The following is a 14,369-nucleotide window of genomic DNA, read 5'->3' as shown; positions in this document are numbered from 1 at the left end:
GGACTCCTGCCGGGCGACTGATGAGTCATGCAGAAGGATCAGTTGTTCACCCGCCGCCGGCTGCTGCTCGCCGGCGGCGCCGCGCTGGGAGCCGTGGGCACCGCGGGCATCGTGCTGGCGAGCAGCGCCGAGGAGGCGGCCGGCGGGGTCGCCCCGGCCGCGGGACCGCAGGCCCGCCCGGCGCTCAAGTCCTCCGCCTTCCGGCTCCAGCCGCTCACCGGATACGGCCCGCCGCGCACCGCGCCGCGCAAGCTCAAGGTCCGCAGGGAACCCATCACGGAGATCTCCCGCAGCGGCAGACGCATGATGCTCACCTTCGACGACGGCCCCAACCCGAACTACACCCCGCACATCCTGGACACCCTCGCCAAGTACGACGTGCGGGCGATGTTCTTCCTGTGCGGCGAGTGCATCGTCGTCAACCGGGAACTGGTCGCGCGGATGGCCGAGGCGGGCCACGTCGTGGGCAACCACACCTGGACGCATCCGCTGCTGACCACCCTGAACCGCCGTGAGATCCGCGACGAGATGGCGAGCACCAGCGACGCCATCGAGGACACCTACGGCGAACGCCCGCAGTGGTTCCGTGCCCCCTACGGCGCCTGGAACCGGGCGGCCTTCCAGCTCGGCGCCGAGATGGGCATGGAGCCGATGGCCTGGACCGTCGACAGCACCGACTGGACCGAACCGGGCACCCGCACCATCGTCGACACGATCGAGAACGGCGCCGCCCCCGGCGTCGTCGTCCTCTCCCACGACGCCGGGGGCGACCGCTCGCAGAGTGTCCAGGCCCTGCGCGAGTACCTGCCCTACCTGCTGGACAACGGCTACCGCCTGACCGTGCCGCGCCGCCGGACCTGAACGGGCCCGCGCCCGCCCGGTGGTGGCCTCAGCGGGCCTCGACCAGGCGGGCGAAGACCACGACGTTCCCGTCGTAGCCGTTCTGCTTCGAGAAACCGCCGCCGCAGGTGATGACCCGCAACTCCGGTGTGCCCTTGGAACCGTAGACCCGGTCGCCCGGGAAGCCGGCCTTCGCGAAGACCTCGATTCCGTAGATCTCGAACACGGCCGTCCGGCCGTCCTGGCGGTCGACCTCGATCCGGTTTCCCTTCTTCAGGGAACCGAGCCCGTAGAAGACCGCCGGGCCCTTCGTGTTGTCGACATGGCCCACGACGACGGCCGTGCCCTTCTCGCCGGGCGAGACGCCCCCGCTGAACCAGCCGGCCAGATTCGGGTCGTCCGGCGGCGGCGCCGCGATCCAGCCGTCCGTGTCCAGACCTACCGGCATCACCGGCGCGTCGACCCGGATCGCCGGGATCCTGATCCGGTCCGCCGTGGCGAACGGCAGCGCGGCCGGCGCCGTGGCGAAGGTGCCCGGAACCGTGGTACGGCTGTCCGGGGCGGCGGCCGAGGCCGGCTGCGGCGGACCGGTGTCGAACTCTCCCGAACCGTTCCGGATAAGTGCCAGACCGGTCAGCAGAACGAGCGCTATCACGCCCCAGGGGGCACGCTTCCGCCGCCGCTCCTCCTCTTCGGCCACCTCGGAAAGTTCGGACGCAGACATTCGCCATCCCCTCTCGACGCGGCCGCCCTCGGGTCCGTATCACGCATGGGAAAAAGCTAAGTCCCCCGCGCAGGTGCGGCGACGGGGCGACGGGCGAACGGGTGGCCCGCGCGTATGCGGGTGCGCCATCCGAGTTGCCGTTCCCAGGATTTTTCTGACGGTCCGTGACCTGCGGCAATATCCGATTGTGTGCTTTTCGTGCGGCGTGTCCCCTCACCAGGACGGACCATTCTCGAAATGCGGGCGTGTTCCGGGCATCTGAGGGTCTATTCGGGAGGTGCTTTCTCGCCGATCCACCGGGGACCGTTCCCGGGGCGCCTTCCGCGGAGGAAGAGATGCGAAACTCACGTGCGCTGGCGGCCGCGTGCACCGTGGTCGCCGTTCTCGGCGCCGCCGCCCCCATGGCCGTCGCCGACGGATTGGGCAATCCCGGCGGCCCGCCCAACACCCAGGCCCCGGTCGTCGGCGGGACGGGCGTCGCCCCCGGGGCCGGTGTCGGTGGTGTCGGCGGTGTCGGAGGCGTCGCCGGTGTCGGTGGTGTCGGAGGCGTCGCCGGTGTCGGAGGCGTCGCGGGTGTCGGCGTGGTCCCCGGCGTGGTGGTCCCCGGATACGGGGTGGGCGGGTTCGGTGACGGGCGCTTCAACAACGGCGGCCGCGGCCGGGGCGACGAAGGGCGCTTCGACGACTTCGGCGGCCGGGGCGACGACTTCGGCGACCGGGGGGACGGCGGCCGTGACATCGTCGTCCAGCCCCGGTCGATCGCCACCGGCCAGCGGCTCACCGTCACCGTCAACAACTGCCGCAGCGGCTCCATGACCTCCCGCGCCTTCCGTACGACATCGCTGTTCCCGTTCGGCGGGGACATGGCCCGCGGTGTCGCCACCATCGACCGGAACGCCAGCCCCGGCCCGTACGACCTGACCGTGCGCTGCGACGGCCGCACCCTGGTCCGGCGGGACGCGTTCTTCGTGCTCGGCGGGGTGCGCGGCGGGCTCGGCGGCAGCGTCTCCAGCGGGGCCACCCCGGCGGACATGGCGATCGGCGGCGGCCTGGTGGGCGCGTCCGTGCTCGCCGGCTGCGGGTTCTGGCTGCGCCGCCGGAGCGAGAAGCGGCTCTGAGCCGGCGGGCCTGTGTCCCGGTCCCGCGGCGGACCGGGACACAGGCCGGGACGACCGCACCATGATCACGCGCCGTCCTCGCCGGCGTGCCTGCGCGAGCGCCGGTACGCCGTACCGACCGACCCCACGACGAGCGCCGCGCCGAGGCCGATCTCCTGGAGGTCGAACCCGTCGATGCTGCCGCCCTCACCGGCCTGGACACCCCGTCCGGGCGGCAGGGGCTGCGGGTTGAGCCCCGCACCGCTGCCGGAACCGTCGCCGACCGTACGGCCGTCGGCACCGGCGTCGGCACGACTGTCGCTGTCGCCGTCGGTGCGCGTGTCCGTGCCGCTGTCGGAGACCCCGTCCGCGTGTCCGGCCGTACGGCCGTCCGCAGTGCCGCCCGTGCCGCTGCCCGTGCCGCCGTCGGTACGGCCGCCGGTCTGCGCGTCGGTGCGTCCGTCCGCCGTGCTGTGCTCGTCCGCGTGCCCGTCCGCGTGTCCGGCCGCGTGTCCGGCCGCCGTGCTGCTCGCGACGGCCAGCTGGGTCGACATGCTGGACCCGTCGCAGGTGAACGTCACCCGGTACGACGCCTGCGACTTCGCGGTCCGGTCGACCGTGGCCGTCACCGAGTCCTGCTCCGACGGGATACGGACCGTGTCGAACAGGCCCGAGGTGACCGTCGCGGTGCCCCGGCAGCCGCTGCCGCGGTCCAGGTGCAGGCTCACCCGGCCGCCCGCCGCGACGGTGGTGGGTGTGACCCGGAAGCCGAAGCGCGCGCCGTCGTCCCGCCGCCCGGCGTCGCTGGTTCTGCTGGTGTCGCTCGCGAGGATGACCGGAGCGCAGAGGGCGAGGCCGCCGAGACCCAGCAGTGCGGCCGAAGCAACGCGTATCGCGCGCATGGTGGTTCCTCCGGTCCCCGAGGAGCGGCACGCGGACCAGTTCCGCCAGTGCCGGAAACGCACCTCGCTGATCGGAACGCTAGAAACCTCCGTACACGCGCGCGAACGCTGTAGGGCGAACGGGGGAGAGGTGTGGGCCGTCCGGGGGACATCGGCGGCGTGGCGCGGTGCGGCGCGATGTCCCCCGGGATGCCCGCTACCCCTTGATGTGCGGGAAGAGGTTCAGGAACGGCTGCGCCGTCGCCGTGATGCCCCGGCTGTACGGTTCGTCGAAGTCCCAGATCAGGAACAGCATGAAGGTGATGGTCGCGGAGAACAGGCCGGCCAGGATCAGCTCCCGCCGGGTGCGCCTGATCTGCAGCGCGAACACCATGCCGATGGTGATCGCCGCCCCGGTCAGCAGCCCGATCCACACCACGTTCGGCATGGTCGCCCCGGTCGAGTCGGCCCGGGCGCTGCGCGCCTGGTCGAGCGCGGCGACCTGGTCGACCAGCGGCTGGTAGGCCTGCGCCTGGAAGTCGGTCTTCGGCTCGTAGTCGGTGACGTCCTGCCGGATCTGCGCGAGCAGCTCGGCACCGTGCTGGGAGAGCCGGCCGTGGTCGGCCATCTCCTTCCACTCCTTGTCGACGACCTGGGCCACGTAGGCGTCGACGTCCGCCCGGATCCGGTCACGTGTGTCCGGCGGATAGACCCGGACCCGTTCGTAGATCTCGTGCAGCGCCTGCGCCTCCGCCTGCACATGGTCCTGGGCGGCGCTGCGGGCCTCCCAGACCCCGGCCACCGCCAGCCCGAGGACGATGGCGTAGATGACGCCGATCCACATGGTCATGTACTCGATGACGTCCGGCGTCTCGGAGGGATCCTCGTCCTCCGCCGCCCTCTTGTCGCGGACGAGGGTGATGATGACGACCACGGCGACGGCCGCGAGCATCGCGAGGACGAGAACAAGCCAATCCGGCAACGGAAGCCTCCAGGAATCAGTGGGCCGGCCGTCAGCGCGCGCGGAACGCGGCGACGGCGATGATCGCGGGTACGGCGATGAGCAGGACGTAGGTGACGGGCGAGGTGCGGTTCGGGGCCGCCGCGCCGGTCGACTGGACGTGGTACGGCGGGTAGGCCACCGGGGTCGGTGAGGGCCGCGGCGTGGGCTTCGGCGGCGGGGTGGGGGCCGGCGTCGGCTTCGGCCGCGGCGCCGGCGGCGGCGGGGTGGGCGTGGGCTTCGGGGCCGGCGCCCGCCGGGGCGGTGGCGGTGGGGCCGGACGCGGTGCCGGCGGAGTGGTGCGCGGCGGCTTCGGCGTCGGCGTGGGCTTGGGTTTCGGGGTGGGTTTCGGGGGCGGGGTCGGTGTGGGCGTGGGCGTCGGGGTCGGCGTGGGGCAGGGCGGCGGGGTGGGCGCCGGACACGGCGGGGGAGTGGGCCAGGAGTCCCCGGCGACGGCCACCGCGTAGCTGCCGTCGGGGCCCGTCGAGGCGTAGGCGCAGGCGTCGGCCGATGCCGTGCCGACCGGGCAGCCCACCAGGGTCCACGTCAGCGTCAGCAGGGCCAACACCCTCGGGACGGGCGCGAGTCTGGTCGCTTCGGGTGCATGCACGACGGAGATCATGGGGCGTCGGGCGCCGTCGCACGCCGGAGTACCGGGTGATTGGCCCGAACGGGGTACATGTGGCGTAAACCGGTTTGAATCACACCGTCACGCGAATGGCTCGAAGCGTACGCCCGTGCGGGACGCGGTCCGCGGGCACGGTGCGCCGAAAGAAATTTGTGCGCCCGTTGAACACTTCGGCCCCCGGTATCCGTACCTGGTGTCGTGCGGCGGCGCAGAGGCGCTGCAATAACCAGGCGATTATGGGGAGTTGACGATGAAGACCTCGTGGAGGAGCGCCTCGCTGGTGGCCACGGCCGCGGGGGTGATGGTGTTCGCGACGGCGTGCGGTCAGGACAACACGACCACTCCGTCCTCGGCGGCCCAGAACGTCGGCGCCACGGCGCCGGCCGGCATCGGCAGCATCACCAACCCCTCCGCCTCCACCGGCACGGGCAACGGCTACGGCGCCGACGGCAGCCAGGCCTCCAGCTCCCCGGCCGTGGTCGCCCCGGCCGGCAAGCTGACCGTTGCCTCCAACCCCGACCTGGGCAAGGTGCTGACCGACGGCAGCGGTCTCACCCTCTACCGTTTCGACGCGGACACCGCCAATCCCCCCAAGTCCAACTGTGACGGCGACTGCGCCACCACTTGGCCGCCGGTGCCCGCCGACGACGCCACGGCCGGCGAGGGCATCGACAAGTCGCTGCTCGGCGAGGTCACCCGCACCGACGGCACCAAGCAGCTGACCGTCGCCGGCTGGCCGGTCTACCGCTACGCCAAGGATGTCAACGCCGGTGACGTCAACGGCCAGGGCGTGGGCGGCAAGTGGTTCGCGGCGGCCCCCGACGGCAAGAAGGCCACGCTGGCCGCTCTGCCCGGCCTGTCGGTCCGCAAGGACGCCAAGCTCGGCGACATCGTCGTCGACAAGAACGGCATGACGGTCTACCGCTTCATCAAGGACAAGGCATGGCCCAAGGTCATCTCGAACTGCACCGGTGACTGCCTGACCAAGTGGCCGGCCGTGGCCGAGATCTCCTCGGACGACACCAAGGGCATCGTGAAGAAGGGCCTGATGGGCTTCACCCGGCCCGACAACGGCGAGAAGCAGCAGACGGTCGACTGCTGGCCCATCTACACCTTCTCCGGCGACGCGAAGGCCGGGGACACCAACGGACAGGGCGTCGGCGGCACGTGGTACGCCGTCTCGCCCGAAGGAAAGCTGGTCGGCGCGCCGAGCAATTAGGGATCACCTCCCCAGGGTTGATCGCCCCGCCCAAGTCCACATTCGCGCATCGCGGAAGGGAGGGCAGAGGCCAGCGAGAGTCCCGGAAGACGACACAACGGCGCACGACCGCCCGCCCCCTCCACACCGCACGGAGGGGGCGGGCTTCTGCGCGTCCCGGTGTCGCGCCCCCAAGGGCGCGGGGAACTGCGCGAGCGACCACGAATCACCCGCACCCGACGAACAAACCGAACGCGCCCCAAACCCCACAGCTCAATTCCCAGGCAGTGACCAGGAACGGATGGTCAATTTCCGTTTCGGCTACCCCCGTTCGCAGGCGATCAGTAGCCTCAGCTCGAACACCGGATCGCCTCAGCCTTGGAGAGATACATGGAGCGTCCCGCCTGGGCCCCACGGAGCATCGACATCTCGGTGCCGAGCGTTTCGCGTATCTACGACTTCTACCTGGGCGGTTCGCACAATTTCGAGGTCGACCGGGAAGCGGCCCGCAAGGCGATGACCCACCTGCCGGGACTGCCGAAGATCATGCAGGCCAACCGCGCCTTCATGCGCCGCGCGGTCCGGCACGCCGTGGGCACCGGCATCGACCAGTTCCTGGACATCGGCTCCGGCATCCCCACCTTCGGCAACGTCCACGAGGTCGCGCAGGCGGCGCACCCCGGCGCGCGCGTGGTGTACGTCGACCACGACCCGGTGGCGGTGGCCCACAGCAACGCCGTACTGGCGGGCAACGAGGACGCGGACGTGGTCGCCGCCGACCTCCGCAAGCCCCAGGAGATCCTGTCCAGCCACCAGGTGGAGCGCCTGATCGACCTGAATCGGCCAGTGGCCCTGCTTCTCGTTGCCATACTGCACTTCGTGGAAGACGCGGACGACCCGTACGGGGCAGTGGTACAGCTGCGCGACGCACTCGCGCCCGGCAGCCTGCTTGTTCTCACGCATGCCTCGTACGAGGGAATCCCGCTGCCGGCCGAGCGGGCCGAGGGCGCGGTGGACGTATACAGGGACATTCGCAACCCACTGATCATGCGCTCGCGCGACGAGATCGCGCGGTTCTTCGAGGGGTACGACATGGTGGAACCCGGACTGGTGCCGATGCCGCACTGGCGGCCGGAGTCGGCGCCGGAGGACGAGGATCCGTATGCCTTCGCCGGATTCGCCGGCGTGGGGATCGCGGCGTGACCGCGGAGCCGGGCGGCCCGGAGGACAGATTGCGCAGGTTCGCGACGATCTGGAGCCGGGCGGTGTTCCCGGTGACCTCGACGTCCCTGACCCGTCCCGAGTTCGAGGAGCAACTGCTGCCGCTGGCCCGTCGGCTGAGCGAGATCCTGCTGGCGCACGGCTTCGACACCGACGAGGCCCGGCAGGTCGGCGCCGCGCTGATCGACGCGCACTGCACCGACCCGGAGGCGCTGACCCGCTCCCTCGACTGCGTCGACGCGTACCTGGTCCTGTACTGCGGCGAGGACGGCCCCCAGGACGAGCTGCGGATGCGCTCCTCGCGGATCCAGCACGCGATGGCCGCCGGGTTCGCCCAGGCGCTGCGCAAGCGCACGCTGGCCGAGCAGGAGGCCATCGCCCAGGCCGCGTTGCGCGCCCAGGGCGTGGTGGCGCAGGCGCTGCACGCCAGCGAGGCCCGCTTCCGCGCCGTCTTCGAGGGCGCGGCGATAGGGATCGGCATCGCCGACCTCGAAGGCAACGTGCTCCAGGTCAACGGCGCGCTGCTGCGCATGTTCGGCGGCTCGGAACAGACCCTGCGCGGCCGCAACGTCCTGGAGTGGGCGCATCCCGAGGACGCGCCGCAGACCTGGCGGCTCTACGAGGAGCTGGTGCGCGGCGAACGCGAGCACTACCACGTCGAAAAAGCGTTCAACCGCTCCGACGGAACGGTCCTGTGGACCAACCTGACCGTCTCCCTGCTCCGGGACGCGGACGGCGAACCGCAGTACCAGCTGGCCCTCATGGAGGACACCACCGAGCGCCGCCTGCTCAACCTCCGGCTGCGCTACGAGGCCACCCACGACGCGCTCACCGGCCTGCCCAACCGCACCCTGTTCTTCGAGCGCCTGGAGAAGGCCCTGTCGGCAGGCGAGGGCCAGCGGTTCGGGCTGTGCTACCTCGACCTGGACGGCTTCAAGACCATCAACGACAGCCTCGGCCACTCGGCCGGCGACCGGCTGCTCGTGGAGGTCGCCGACCGGCTGCAGTCCTGTGCGACGGCGCCCGGCGAGATGGTCGCCCGGCTCGGCGGCGACGAGTTCGTGGCGCTGACCACCGGACCCGCCACCCAGCGCGAGGTCGACGACCTGGCCGACCGCATCATGAACGCCCTGGTCACCCCGATCAGCATCGACGGCCGTGAACTCATGGTCCGCGGCTCCATCGGCATCGTGGAGGGCCCGGCGGGCGAGCGCACCCCGGCCGAGGTGCTGCGCAGCGCCGACATCACGATGTACCGGGCCAAGTCGGCGGGCGGCAACCGCTTCGAACTGGCCGACCCCGAGGCGGACGCCCGCGCGATCACCCGGCACGGCCTGACCACGGCACTGCCGGCCGCCCTGGACCGGAACGAGTTCTTCATCGAGTACCAGCCGCTGGTCCACCTGGGCGACGGCAGTGTCCGTGGCGCCGAGGCCCTGGTCCGCTGGCTGCACCCGCAGCACGGTGTCCTCGGCCCCGACCGGTTCATCCCGCTCGCCGAACACACCGGTCTCATCGTCCCGTTGGGCCGCTGGGTCCTGGAGGAGTCGATCCGCCAGGCCCGCGAGTGGCGAGAACGCTACGGCGAGCACGACAGCGCCGGCCCGCTGCGGATCAACGTCAACCTCTCCCCGTGCCAGCTCTCCCACCCCGGCCTGGTCCAGGACACGGTGGACATCCTGGAGCGGACCGGGGTGGCCCCCGACGCCCTCTGCCTGGAGGTGACCGAGTCCGCGCTCATCGGCGCCGACGACGACCTCCTCAAACCCCTGCGGCGCCTCGCCGAGATGGGCGTGGACATCGCCCTGGACGACTTCGGCACCGGCTACTCGAACCTCGCGAACCTGCGCCGCCTGCCGGTGAGCATCCTCAAGCTGGACCGCTCCTTCACCCAGAGCATGCAGCAGTTCCCCGCGGACCCGGTCGACCTCAAGATCGTGGAGGGCATCGTCACCCTGGCCCACAGCCTGGACCTCGCGGTCACCGTCGAGGGCGTGGAGACGGGGGCCCAGGCGGAGCAACTCCGGATACTGGGCTGCGACACGGCCCAGGGCTGGTACTACGCCCGCCCGGGCCCACCCGAGAGACTGCACGAGCTCGCACTGGTGGACGCGACGGGCTGACCCGCCCGCGGCACCGGCCGGTCGGTACGGCGCGGGCCGCGGGTGGTTGCTCGCGCAGTTCCCCGCGCCCCTTTCAGGGGCGCCAGGTGCACGCCCCGAAAGGGGCGCGGGGAACTGCGCGACCAGCCCCCACCTGCCCGCACCCGACGACGCTCTGTCACCTCTCCAGCAGCATCCGCTGCAACTCCCGAGCCGCCCGAGGCGGAGCCACGTCGCTCCGGTGCGCCAACGCGATCGTCCGGTGCAACCCCGGCCGAGCCAACGGAGTGACCCGCAACCCCCGTCCCGACCGCGCCGCCACCATCCGAGGCACCACGGCCACCCCCAGCCCCGCCCGCACGAACCCCAGCACCGCGTCCATCTCACCCCCCTCGACAGCAAAACCCGGCTCGAACCCAGCGGAGCGACACGCGGCGACGGTCAGCTCCCGCAGGTCGTAGCCGTGCCGGAACATCACCAGCCGCTCCCCCTCCAGGTCCGCGATCTTCACCCCGCCCCGCCCCCGCCCGGGCACCGTCGCCTCGGGCGAGGACACGACCACCAGGTCCTCCCGCAGCAGCTCCACGGTCGTCAGCGCGGGCGACGCCGGCGGCAGCGGCAGCACGATCAGCGCCAGGTCCAGCGCGCCGCGCGCCAGCTCCCGCACCAGGTCGTGGGAGCCGCTCTCCTCGATCAGCAGCTGGATCCCCGGATACCGGTCGTGGAAGGCCCGCAGCACGTCCGGCAGCAGCCCGGTGCACAGACTGGGCGTCGCCCCCAGCCGCACCCGGCCGCTCCGCAGCTGCGCCAGTTCCTGCACCTCGTGCCGGGCGGTGTCCGCGTCCGCGAGGATCCGCCGGGCCAGCGGCAGCAGCGCCTCGCCCGCGTCGGTCAGCGTGATGTTCCCGCGCGCCCGCAGGAAGAGATCCGCCCCCAGTTCCCGCTCCAGCGCCTTGATCTGCTGGGACAGCGACGGCTGGGCGACATGGACCAGCTCGGCGGCCCGGGTGAAGTGCCGGGTCTCGGCCACGGCGACGAAGTACTGAAGCTGCTGGAACTGCATGGTGACACGATAGCTTCCGGCTATGGAATCAAGCCGGACCATGTCTTGGACCGATCGGGTGGTCCGGCTCTAGCGTCGTCCCCATGGCTCTGGCAACGCGGACGGACCGACGGCCGTCCATGGCGCGCACGATGTGGGACAGCTCCGTCGGCAAGAAGACCGTGATGGCCGTCAGCGGCGTGGTCATGCTGCTGTACCTGGTCGCGCACGTGATCGGAAACCTGAAGATCTTCTTCGGGGCGGGCGAGTTCAACCACTACGCCCACTGGCTGCGCACCGTCGGCGAACCGTTCATGCACTACGAGTGGACGCTCTGGCTCATCCGGATCGTCCTGGTCGTCGCCGTGGTCGCCCACGCCACGTCCGCCTACCAGCTCAGCCGCCGCGACATCAAGGCACGTCCCAGCAAGTACGTGCACAAGAAGCCGCGGGCCTCCTACGCCACCCGCACCATGCGCTGGGGCGGGATCATCCTCGGCCTGTTCATCGTCTGGCACATCCTGGACCTGACCACCGGCACCGTGCACTCGGGCGGCTTCCAGGAGGGCCACCCGTACCAGAACGTCGTGGACACCTTCTCCACCTGGTACGGCGACGTCATCTACATCGTCGCGATGCTCGCGCTCGGCCTGCACGTGCGGCACGGCTTCTGGAGCGCCGCCCAGACCCTCGGCGTCGGCAGCCGCACCCGCGACCGTGCCCTCAAGATCACGGCCGACGTCCTCGCGTTGCTGCTCACGGCCGGCTTCATCGCCGTACCCGTGGGCGTCATGACCGGAGTGGTGAGCTGACATGACCGACTACGTGAACTACCCGACCGGCACGCCCGTCGCCGACGGCAAGGCCCCCGACGGCCCGGTCGCCGAGCGCTGGGACAAGCGCCGTTTCGAGGCCAAGCTGGTCAACCCCGCCAACCGGCGCAAGCACACCGTGATCGTCGTCGGCACCGGCCTGGCAGGCGGCTCCGCCGGGGCCACCCTCGCCGAACAGGGCTACCACGTCGTCCAGTTCTGCTACCAGGACTCGCCGCGCCGCGCCCACTCGATCGCCGCGCAGGGCGGGATCAACGCGGCGAAGAACTACCGCAACGACGGCGACTCCGTCCACCGGCTGTTCTACGACACCGTCAAGGGCGGCGACTTCCGGGCGCGGGAGTCGAACGTGCACCGCCTCGCCCAGATCTCCGTCGAGATCATCGACCAGTGCGTGGCGCAGGGCGTGCCGTTCGCCCGCGAGTACGGCGGCCTGCTCGACACCCGGTCCTTCGGCGGCGTGCAGGTGTCCCGCACCTTCTACGCCCGCGGCCAGACGGGCCAGCAGCTGCTGCTCGGCGCCTACCAGGCGTTGAGCCGGCAGATCGCCGCCGGGAACGTGGAGATGCACCCGCGCACCGAGATGCTCGACGTGATCGTCGTCGACGGACGGGCGCGCGGGATCGTGGCCCGGGACCTGATCACGGGCAGGATCGACACGTACTTCGCCGACGCCGTCGTGCTGGCGAGCGGTGGTTACGGCAACGTCTTCTACCTGTCGACGAACGCCATGAACTCCAACGCCACCGCGGTCTGGCGGGCGCACCGGCGCGGCGCCTGGTTCGCCAACCCGTGCTTCACCCAGATCCACCCCACCTGCATCCCGCGCACCGGCGACCACCAGTCCAAGCTCACCCTGATGAGCGAGTCGCTGCGCAACGACGGCCGGATCTGGGTCCCGAAGGCGAAGGGCGACACCCGGCCCGCGAACCAGATCCCCGAAGGCGAGCGCGACTACTACCTGGAGCGCATCTACCCGTCCTTCGGCAACCTGGTCCCGCGCGACATCGCCTCCCGCGCCGCGAAGAACGTCTGCGACGAGGGGCGGGGCGTCGGCCCCGGCGGGCAGGGTGTCTACCTGGACTTCGCCGACGCGATCAGTCGGATGGGGCGCAAGGCCGTCGAGGCGAAGTACGGCAACCTCTTCGACATGTACCAGCGGATCACGGACGAGGATCCGTACGAGGTGCCCATGCGGATCTATCCCGCCGTGCACTACACGATGGGCGGGCTCTGGGTCGACTACGACCTCCAGACCACCGTCCCCGGCCTGTTCGCGGTCGGCGAGGCCAACTTCTCCGACCACGGCGCCAACCGGCTCGGTGCCAGCGCGCTGATGCAGGGCCTGGCCGACGGCTACTTCGTGCTCCCGGCCACCATCAACGACTACCTCGCCCGCAACCCCCACCAGGACGCGGTGACCGACGAACACCCCGCCGTCCAGGAGGTGCTGGCCGAGACCGAGGACCGGCTGAACCTGCTGCTGTCCGTCGACGGCGACCGTACGCCGGACTCCTTCCACCGCGAACTCGGCGAGCTGATGTGGGAGTTCTGCGGCATGGCCCGCACGGACGCCGGTCTGCGCAAGGCACTTGAGCGGATCCCGCAGATCCGGGAGGAGTTCTGGCGGCGGATCAAGGTACCGGGGACCGGCGAGGAGTTCAACCAGTCCCTGGAGAAGGCCAACCGCATCGTCGACTACCTGGAACTGGCCGAGCTGATGTGCCTCGACGCGCTGCACCGCGCCGAGTCCTGCGGCGGCCACTTCCGGGAGGAGTCCCAGACGCCGGACGGCGAGGCCGCCCGCCGGGACGACGAGTTCGCCTACGCGGCGGCCTGGGAGTTCACCAATACCGGGGACGCCCCGGTGCTGCACAAGGAAGACCTGGTCTTCGAGTACGTCCACCCCACCCAGCGGAGCTACGCATGAAGCTCACCCTGCGCGTCTGGCGGCAGCGGAACGCCGACGCCGACGGAGCGATGTCCACGTACGAGGTGGACGGCATCTCGTCGGACATGTCGTTCCTCGAAATGCTCGACACCCTCAACGAGGAACTCATCCTGCGCGGCGAGGACCCGGTCGCCTTCGACCACGACTGCCGCGAGGGCATCTGCGGCGCGTGCTCCCTGGTGATCAACGGGGACGCGCACGGGCCGGAGCGGACCACGACGTGCCAGTTGCACATGCGGTCCTTCCAGGACGGCGACACGATCGACATCGAGCCGTGGCGGGCGTCCGCGTTCCCGGTGATCAAGGATCTGGTGGTGGACCGGTCGGCGTTCGACCGGATCATCCAGGCCGGCGGGTACATCACCGCGCCGACCGGGGCGGCGCCGGAGGCCCACGCCACGGCGGTGCCGAAGGCCGACGCCGACTTCGCGTTCGAACACGCGGAGTGCATCGGGTGCGGGGCGTGTGTCGCGGCCTGCCCGAACGGGGCGGCGATGCTGTTCACGTCCGCCAAGGTGAACCACCTGAACGTGCTGCCGCAGGGGGCGCCCGAGCGGGAGACGCGGGTGCTGGACATGGTGGGGCAGATGGACGCGGAGGGGTTCGGGGGGTGCACGCTGACGGGGGAATGTGCGACGGCCTGCCCGAAGGGGATTCCGCTGGTGTCGATCACCAGTATGAACAAGGAGTGGTTGCGGGCTGCCCGCAAGGCGGGGAAGCGGTAGCACCGTTGCGGGGTGCGGGTGCGATGTGGCTGGTCGCGCGGTTCCCCGCGCCCCTGACGGGGCGCTGTCCTTCGGGGCGTTGAAAATTCACAGTCGTTCGCCGGGAAGCGCGGACGGGCGGGGTCGG

13 protein-coding genes are annotated in these 14,369 nt (G+C 71.0%); 8 read left to right on the top strand and 5 right to left on the bottom strand.

From position 1 onward, the window contains the following. Positions 1-27: 27 nt before the first annotated feature. Positions 28-861, top strand: a complete 834-nt coding sequence (locus ACGF5O_RS08865; RefSeq protein WP_393809218.1) for a polysaccharide deacetylase family protein — start codon at positions 28-30, stop codon at positions 859-861. Positions 862-889: 28 nt separating this feature from the next. Here the strand turns inward: ACGF5O_RS08865 and ACGF5O_RS08860 are convergent, their stop codons facing one another. After that, positions 890-1,564 carry a class F sortase gene (locus tag ACGF5O_RS08860; RefSeq protein WP_393809217.1) on the bottom strand — a complete coding sequence of 225 codons (675 nt, stop codon included), beginning with the start codon at positions 1,562-1,564 and terminating at the stop codon, positions 890-892. Positions 1,565-1,899: 335 nt separating this feature from the next. Between ACGF5O_RS08860 and ACGF5O_RS08855 the strand changes: the two genes are divergently transcribed. Then, a complete protein-coding gene (locus tag ACGF5O_RS08855) occupies positions 1,900-2,682 on the top strand; it encodes a hypothetical protein (RefSeq protein ID WP_393809216.1) in 783 nt (260 codons plus the stop codon). A 65-nt stretch (positions 2,683-2,747) separates the two neighbouring features. Here ACGF5O_RS08855 and ACGF5O_RS08850 read toward each other — a convergent pair whose 3' ends face one another. The 3 genes from ACGF5O_RS08850 to ACGF5O_RS08840 form a co-directional block, all read right to left on the bottom strand. Continuing rightward, complete coding sequence (locus ACGF5O_RS08850) at positions 2,748-3,563, bottom strand: hypothetical protein (protein ID WP_393809581.1); 816 nt, start codon at positions 3,561-3,563, stop codon at positions 2,748-2,750. Positions 3,564-3,759: 196 nt separating this feature from the next. Next, entirely contained in the window at positions 3,760-4,524 is a 765-nt protein-coding gene (locus ACGF5O_RS08845) for a DUF4239 domain-containing protein (protein ID WP_393809215.1), read from the bottom strand. A gap of 31 nt (positions 4,525-4,555) precedes the next feature. Beyond that, positions 4,556-5,152 carry a hypothetical protein gene (locus ACGF5O_RS08840; RefSeq protein ID WP_393809214.1) on the bottom strand — a complete coding sequence of 199 codons (597 nt, stop codon included), beginning with the start codon at positions 5,150-5,152 and terminating at the stop codon, positions 4,556-4,558. A 268-nt stretch (positions 5,153-5,420) separates the two neighbouring features. Between ACGF5O_RS08840 and ACGF5O_RS08835 the strand changes: the two genes are divergently transcribed. From ACGF5O_RS08835 to ACGF5O_RS08825, 3 genes are all read left to right on the top strand, one after another. Beyond that, positions 5,421-6,389, top strand: coding sequence for an SCO0930 family lipoprotein (locus ACGF5O_RS08835; RefSeq protein WP_393809213.1), 969 nt, complete (start codon positions 5,421-5,423; stop codon positions 6,387-6,389). A gap of 369 nt (positions 6,390-6,758) precedes the next feature. Then, the gene (locus ACGF5O_RS08830) at positions 6,759-7,571 is read left to right on the top strand and encodes an SAM-dependent methyltransferase (RefSeq protein WP_393809212.1); all 813 of its coding nucleotides are present in this window, start codon (positions 6,759-6,761) and stop codon (positions 7,569-7,571) included. After that, positions 7,568-9,712 (top strand): putative bifunctional diguanylate cyclase/phosphodiesterase, encoded by a 2,145-nt coding sequence (locus ACGF5O_RS08825; protein WP_393809211.1) that lies wholly within the window; start codon positions 7,568-7,570, stop codon positions 9,710-9,712. Before ACGF5O_RS08830 ends, ACGF5O_RS08825 begins: the two co-directional genes overlap by 4 nt. A gap of 157 nt (positions 9,713-9,869) precedes the next feature. On the opposite strand, the gene ACGF5O_RS08820 is transcribed toward ACGF5O_RS08825, so the two are convergent. Continuing rightward, entirely contained in the window at positions 9,870-10,754 is an 885-nt protein-coding gene (locus ACGF5O_RS08820) for a LysR family transcriptional regulator (RefSeq protein WP_393809210.1), read from the bottom strand. Between the two features lie 119 nt (positions 10,755-10,873). Between ACGF5O_RS08820 and ACGF5O_RS08815 the strand changes: the two genes are divergently transcribed. The 3 genes from ACGF5O_RS08815 to ACGF5O_RS08805 are packed head-to-tail and all read left to right on the top strand — an operon-like array spanning position 10,874 to position 14,242. Further along, positions 10,874-11,545, top strand: a complete 672-nt coding sequence (locus ACGF5O_RS08815) for a succinate dehydrogenase (RefSeq protein WP_393809561.1) — start codon at positions 10,874-10,876, stop codon at positions 11,543-11,545. A 1-nt stretch (position 11,546) separates the two neighbouring features. Continuing rightward, positions 11,547-13,496 (top strand): fumarate reductase/succinate dehydrogenase flavoprotein subunit, encoded by a 1,950-nt coding sequence (locus ACGF5O_RS08810; RefSeq protein ID WP_393809209.1) that lies wholly within the window; start codon positions 11,547-11,549, stop codon positions 13,494-13,496. Continuing rightward, positions 13,493-14,242, top strand: coding sequence for a succinate dehydrogenase/fumarate reductase iron-sulfur subunit (locus ACGF5O_RS08805; protein WP_393809208.1), 750 nt, complete (start codon positions 13,493-13,495; stop codon positions 14,240-14,242). The genes ACGF5O_RS08810 and ACGF5O_RS08805 overlap by 4 nt, the downstream gene beginning before the upstream one ends. Positions 14,243-14,369: the final 127 nt, after the last annotated feature.

Source organism: Streptomyces sp. NPDC048291, assembly GCF_043201715.1.
Classification (GTDB): Bacteria; Actinomycetota; Actinomycetes; order Streptomycetales; family Streptomycetaceae; genus Streptomyces.
This window is presented reverse-complemented; position numbering and strand designations above follow the sequence as displayed.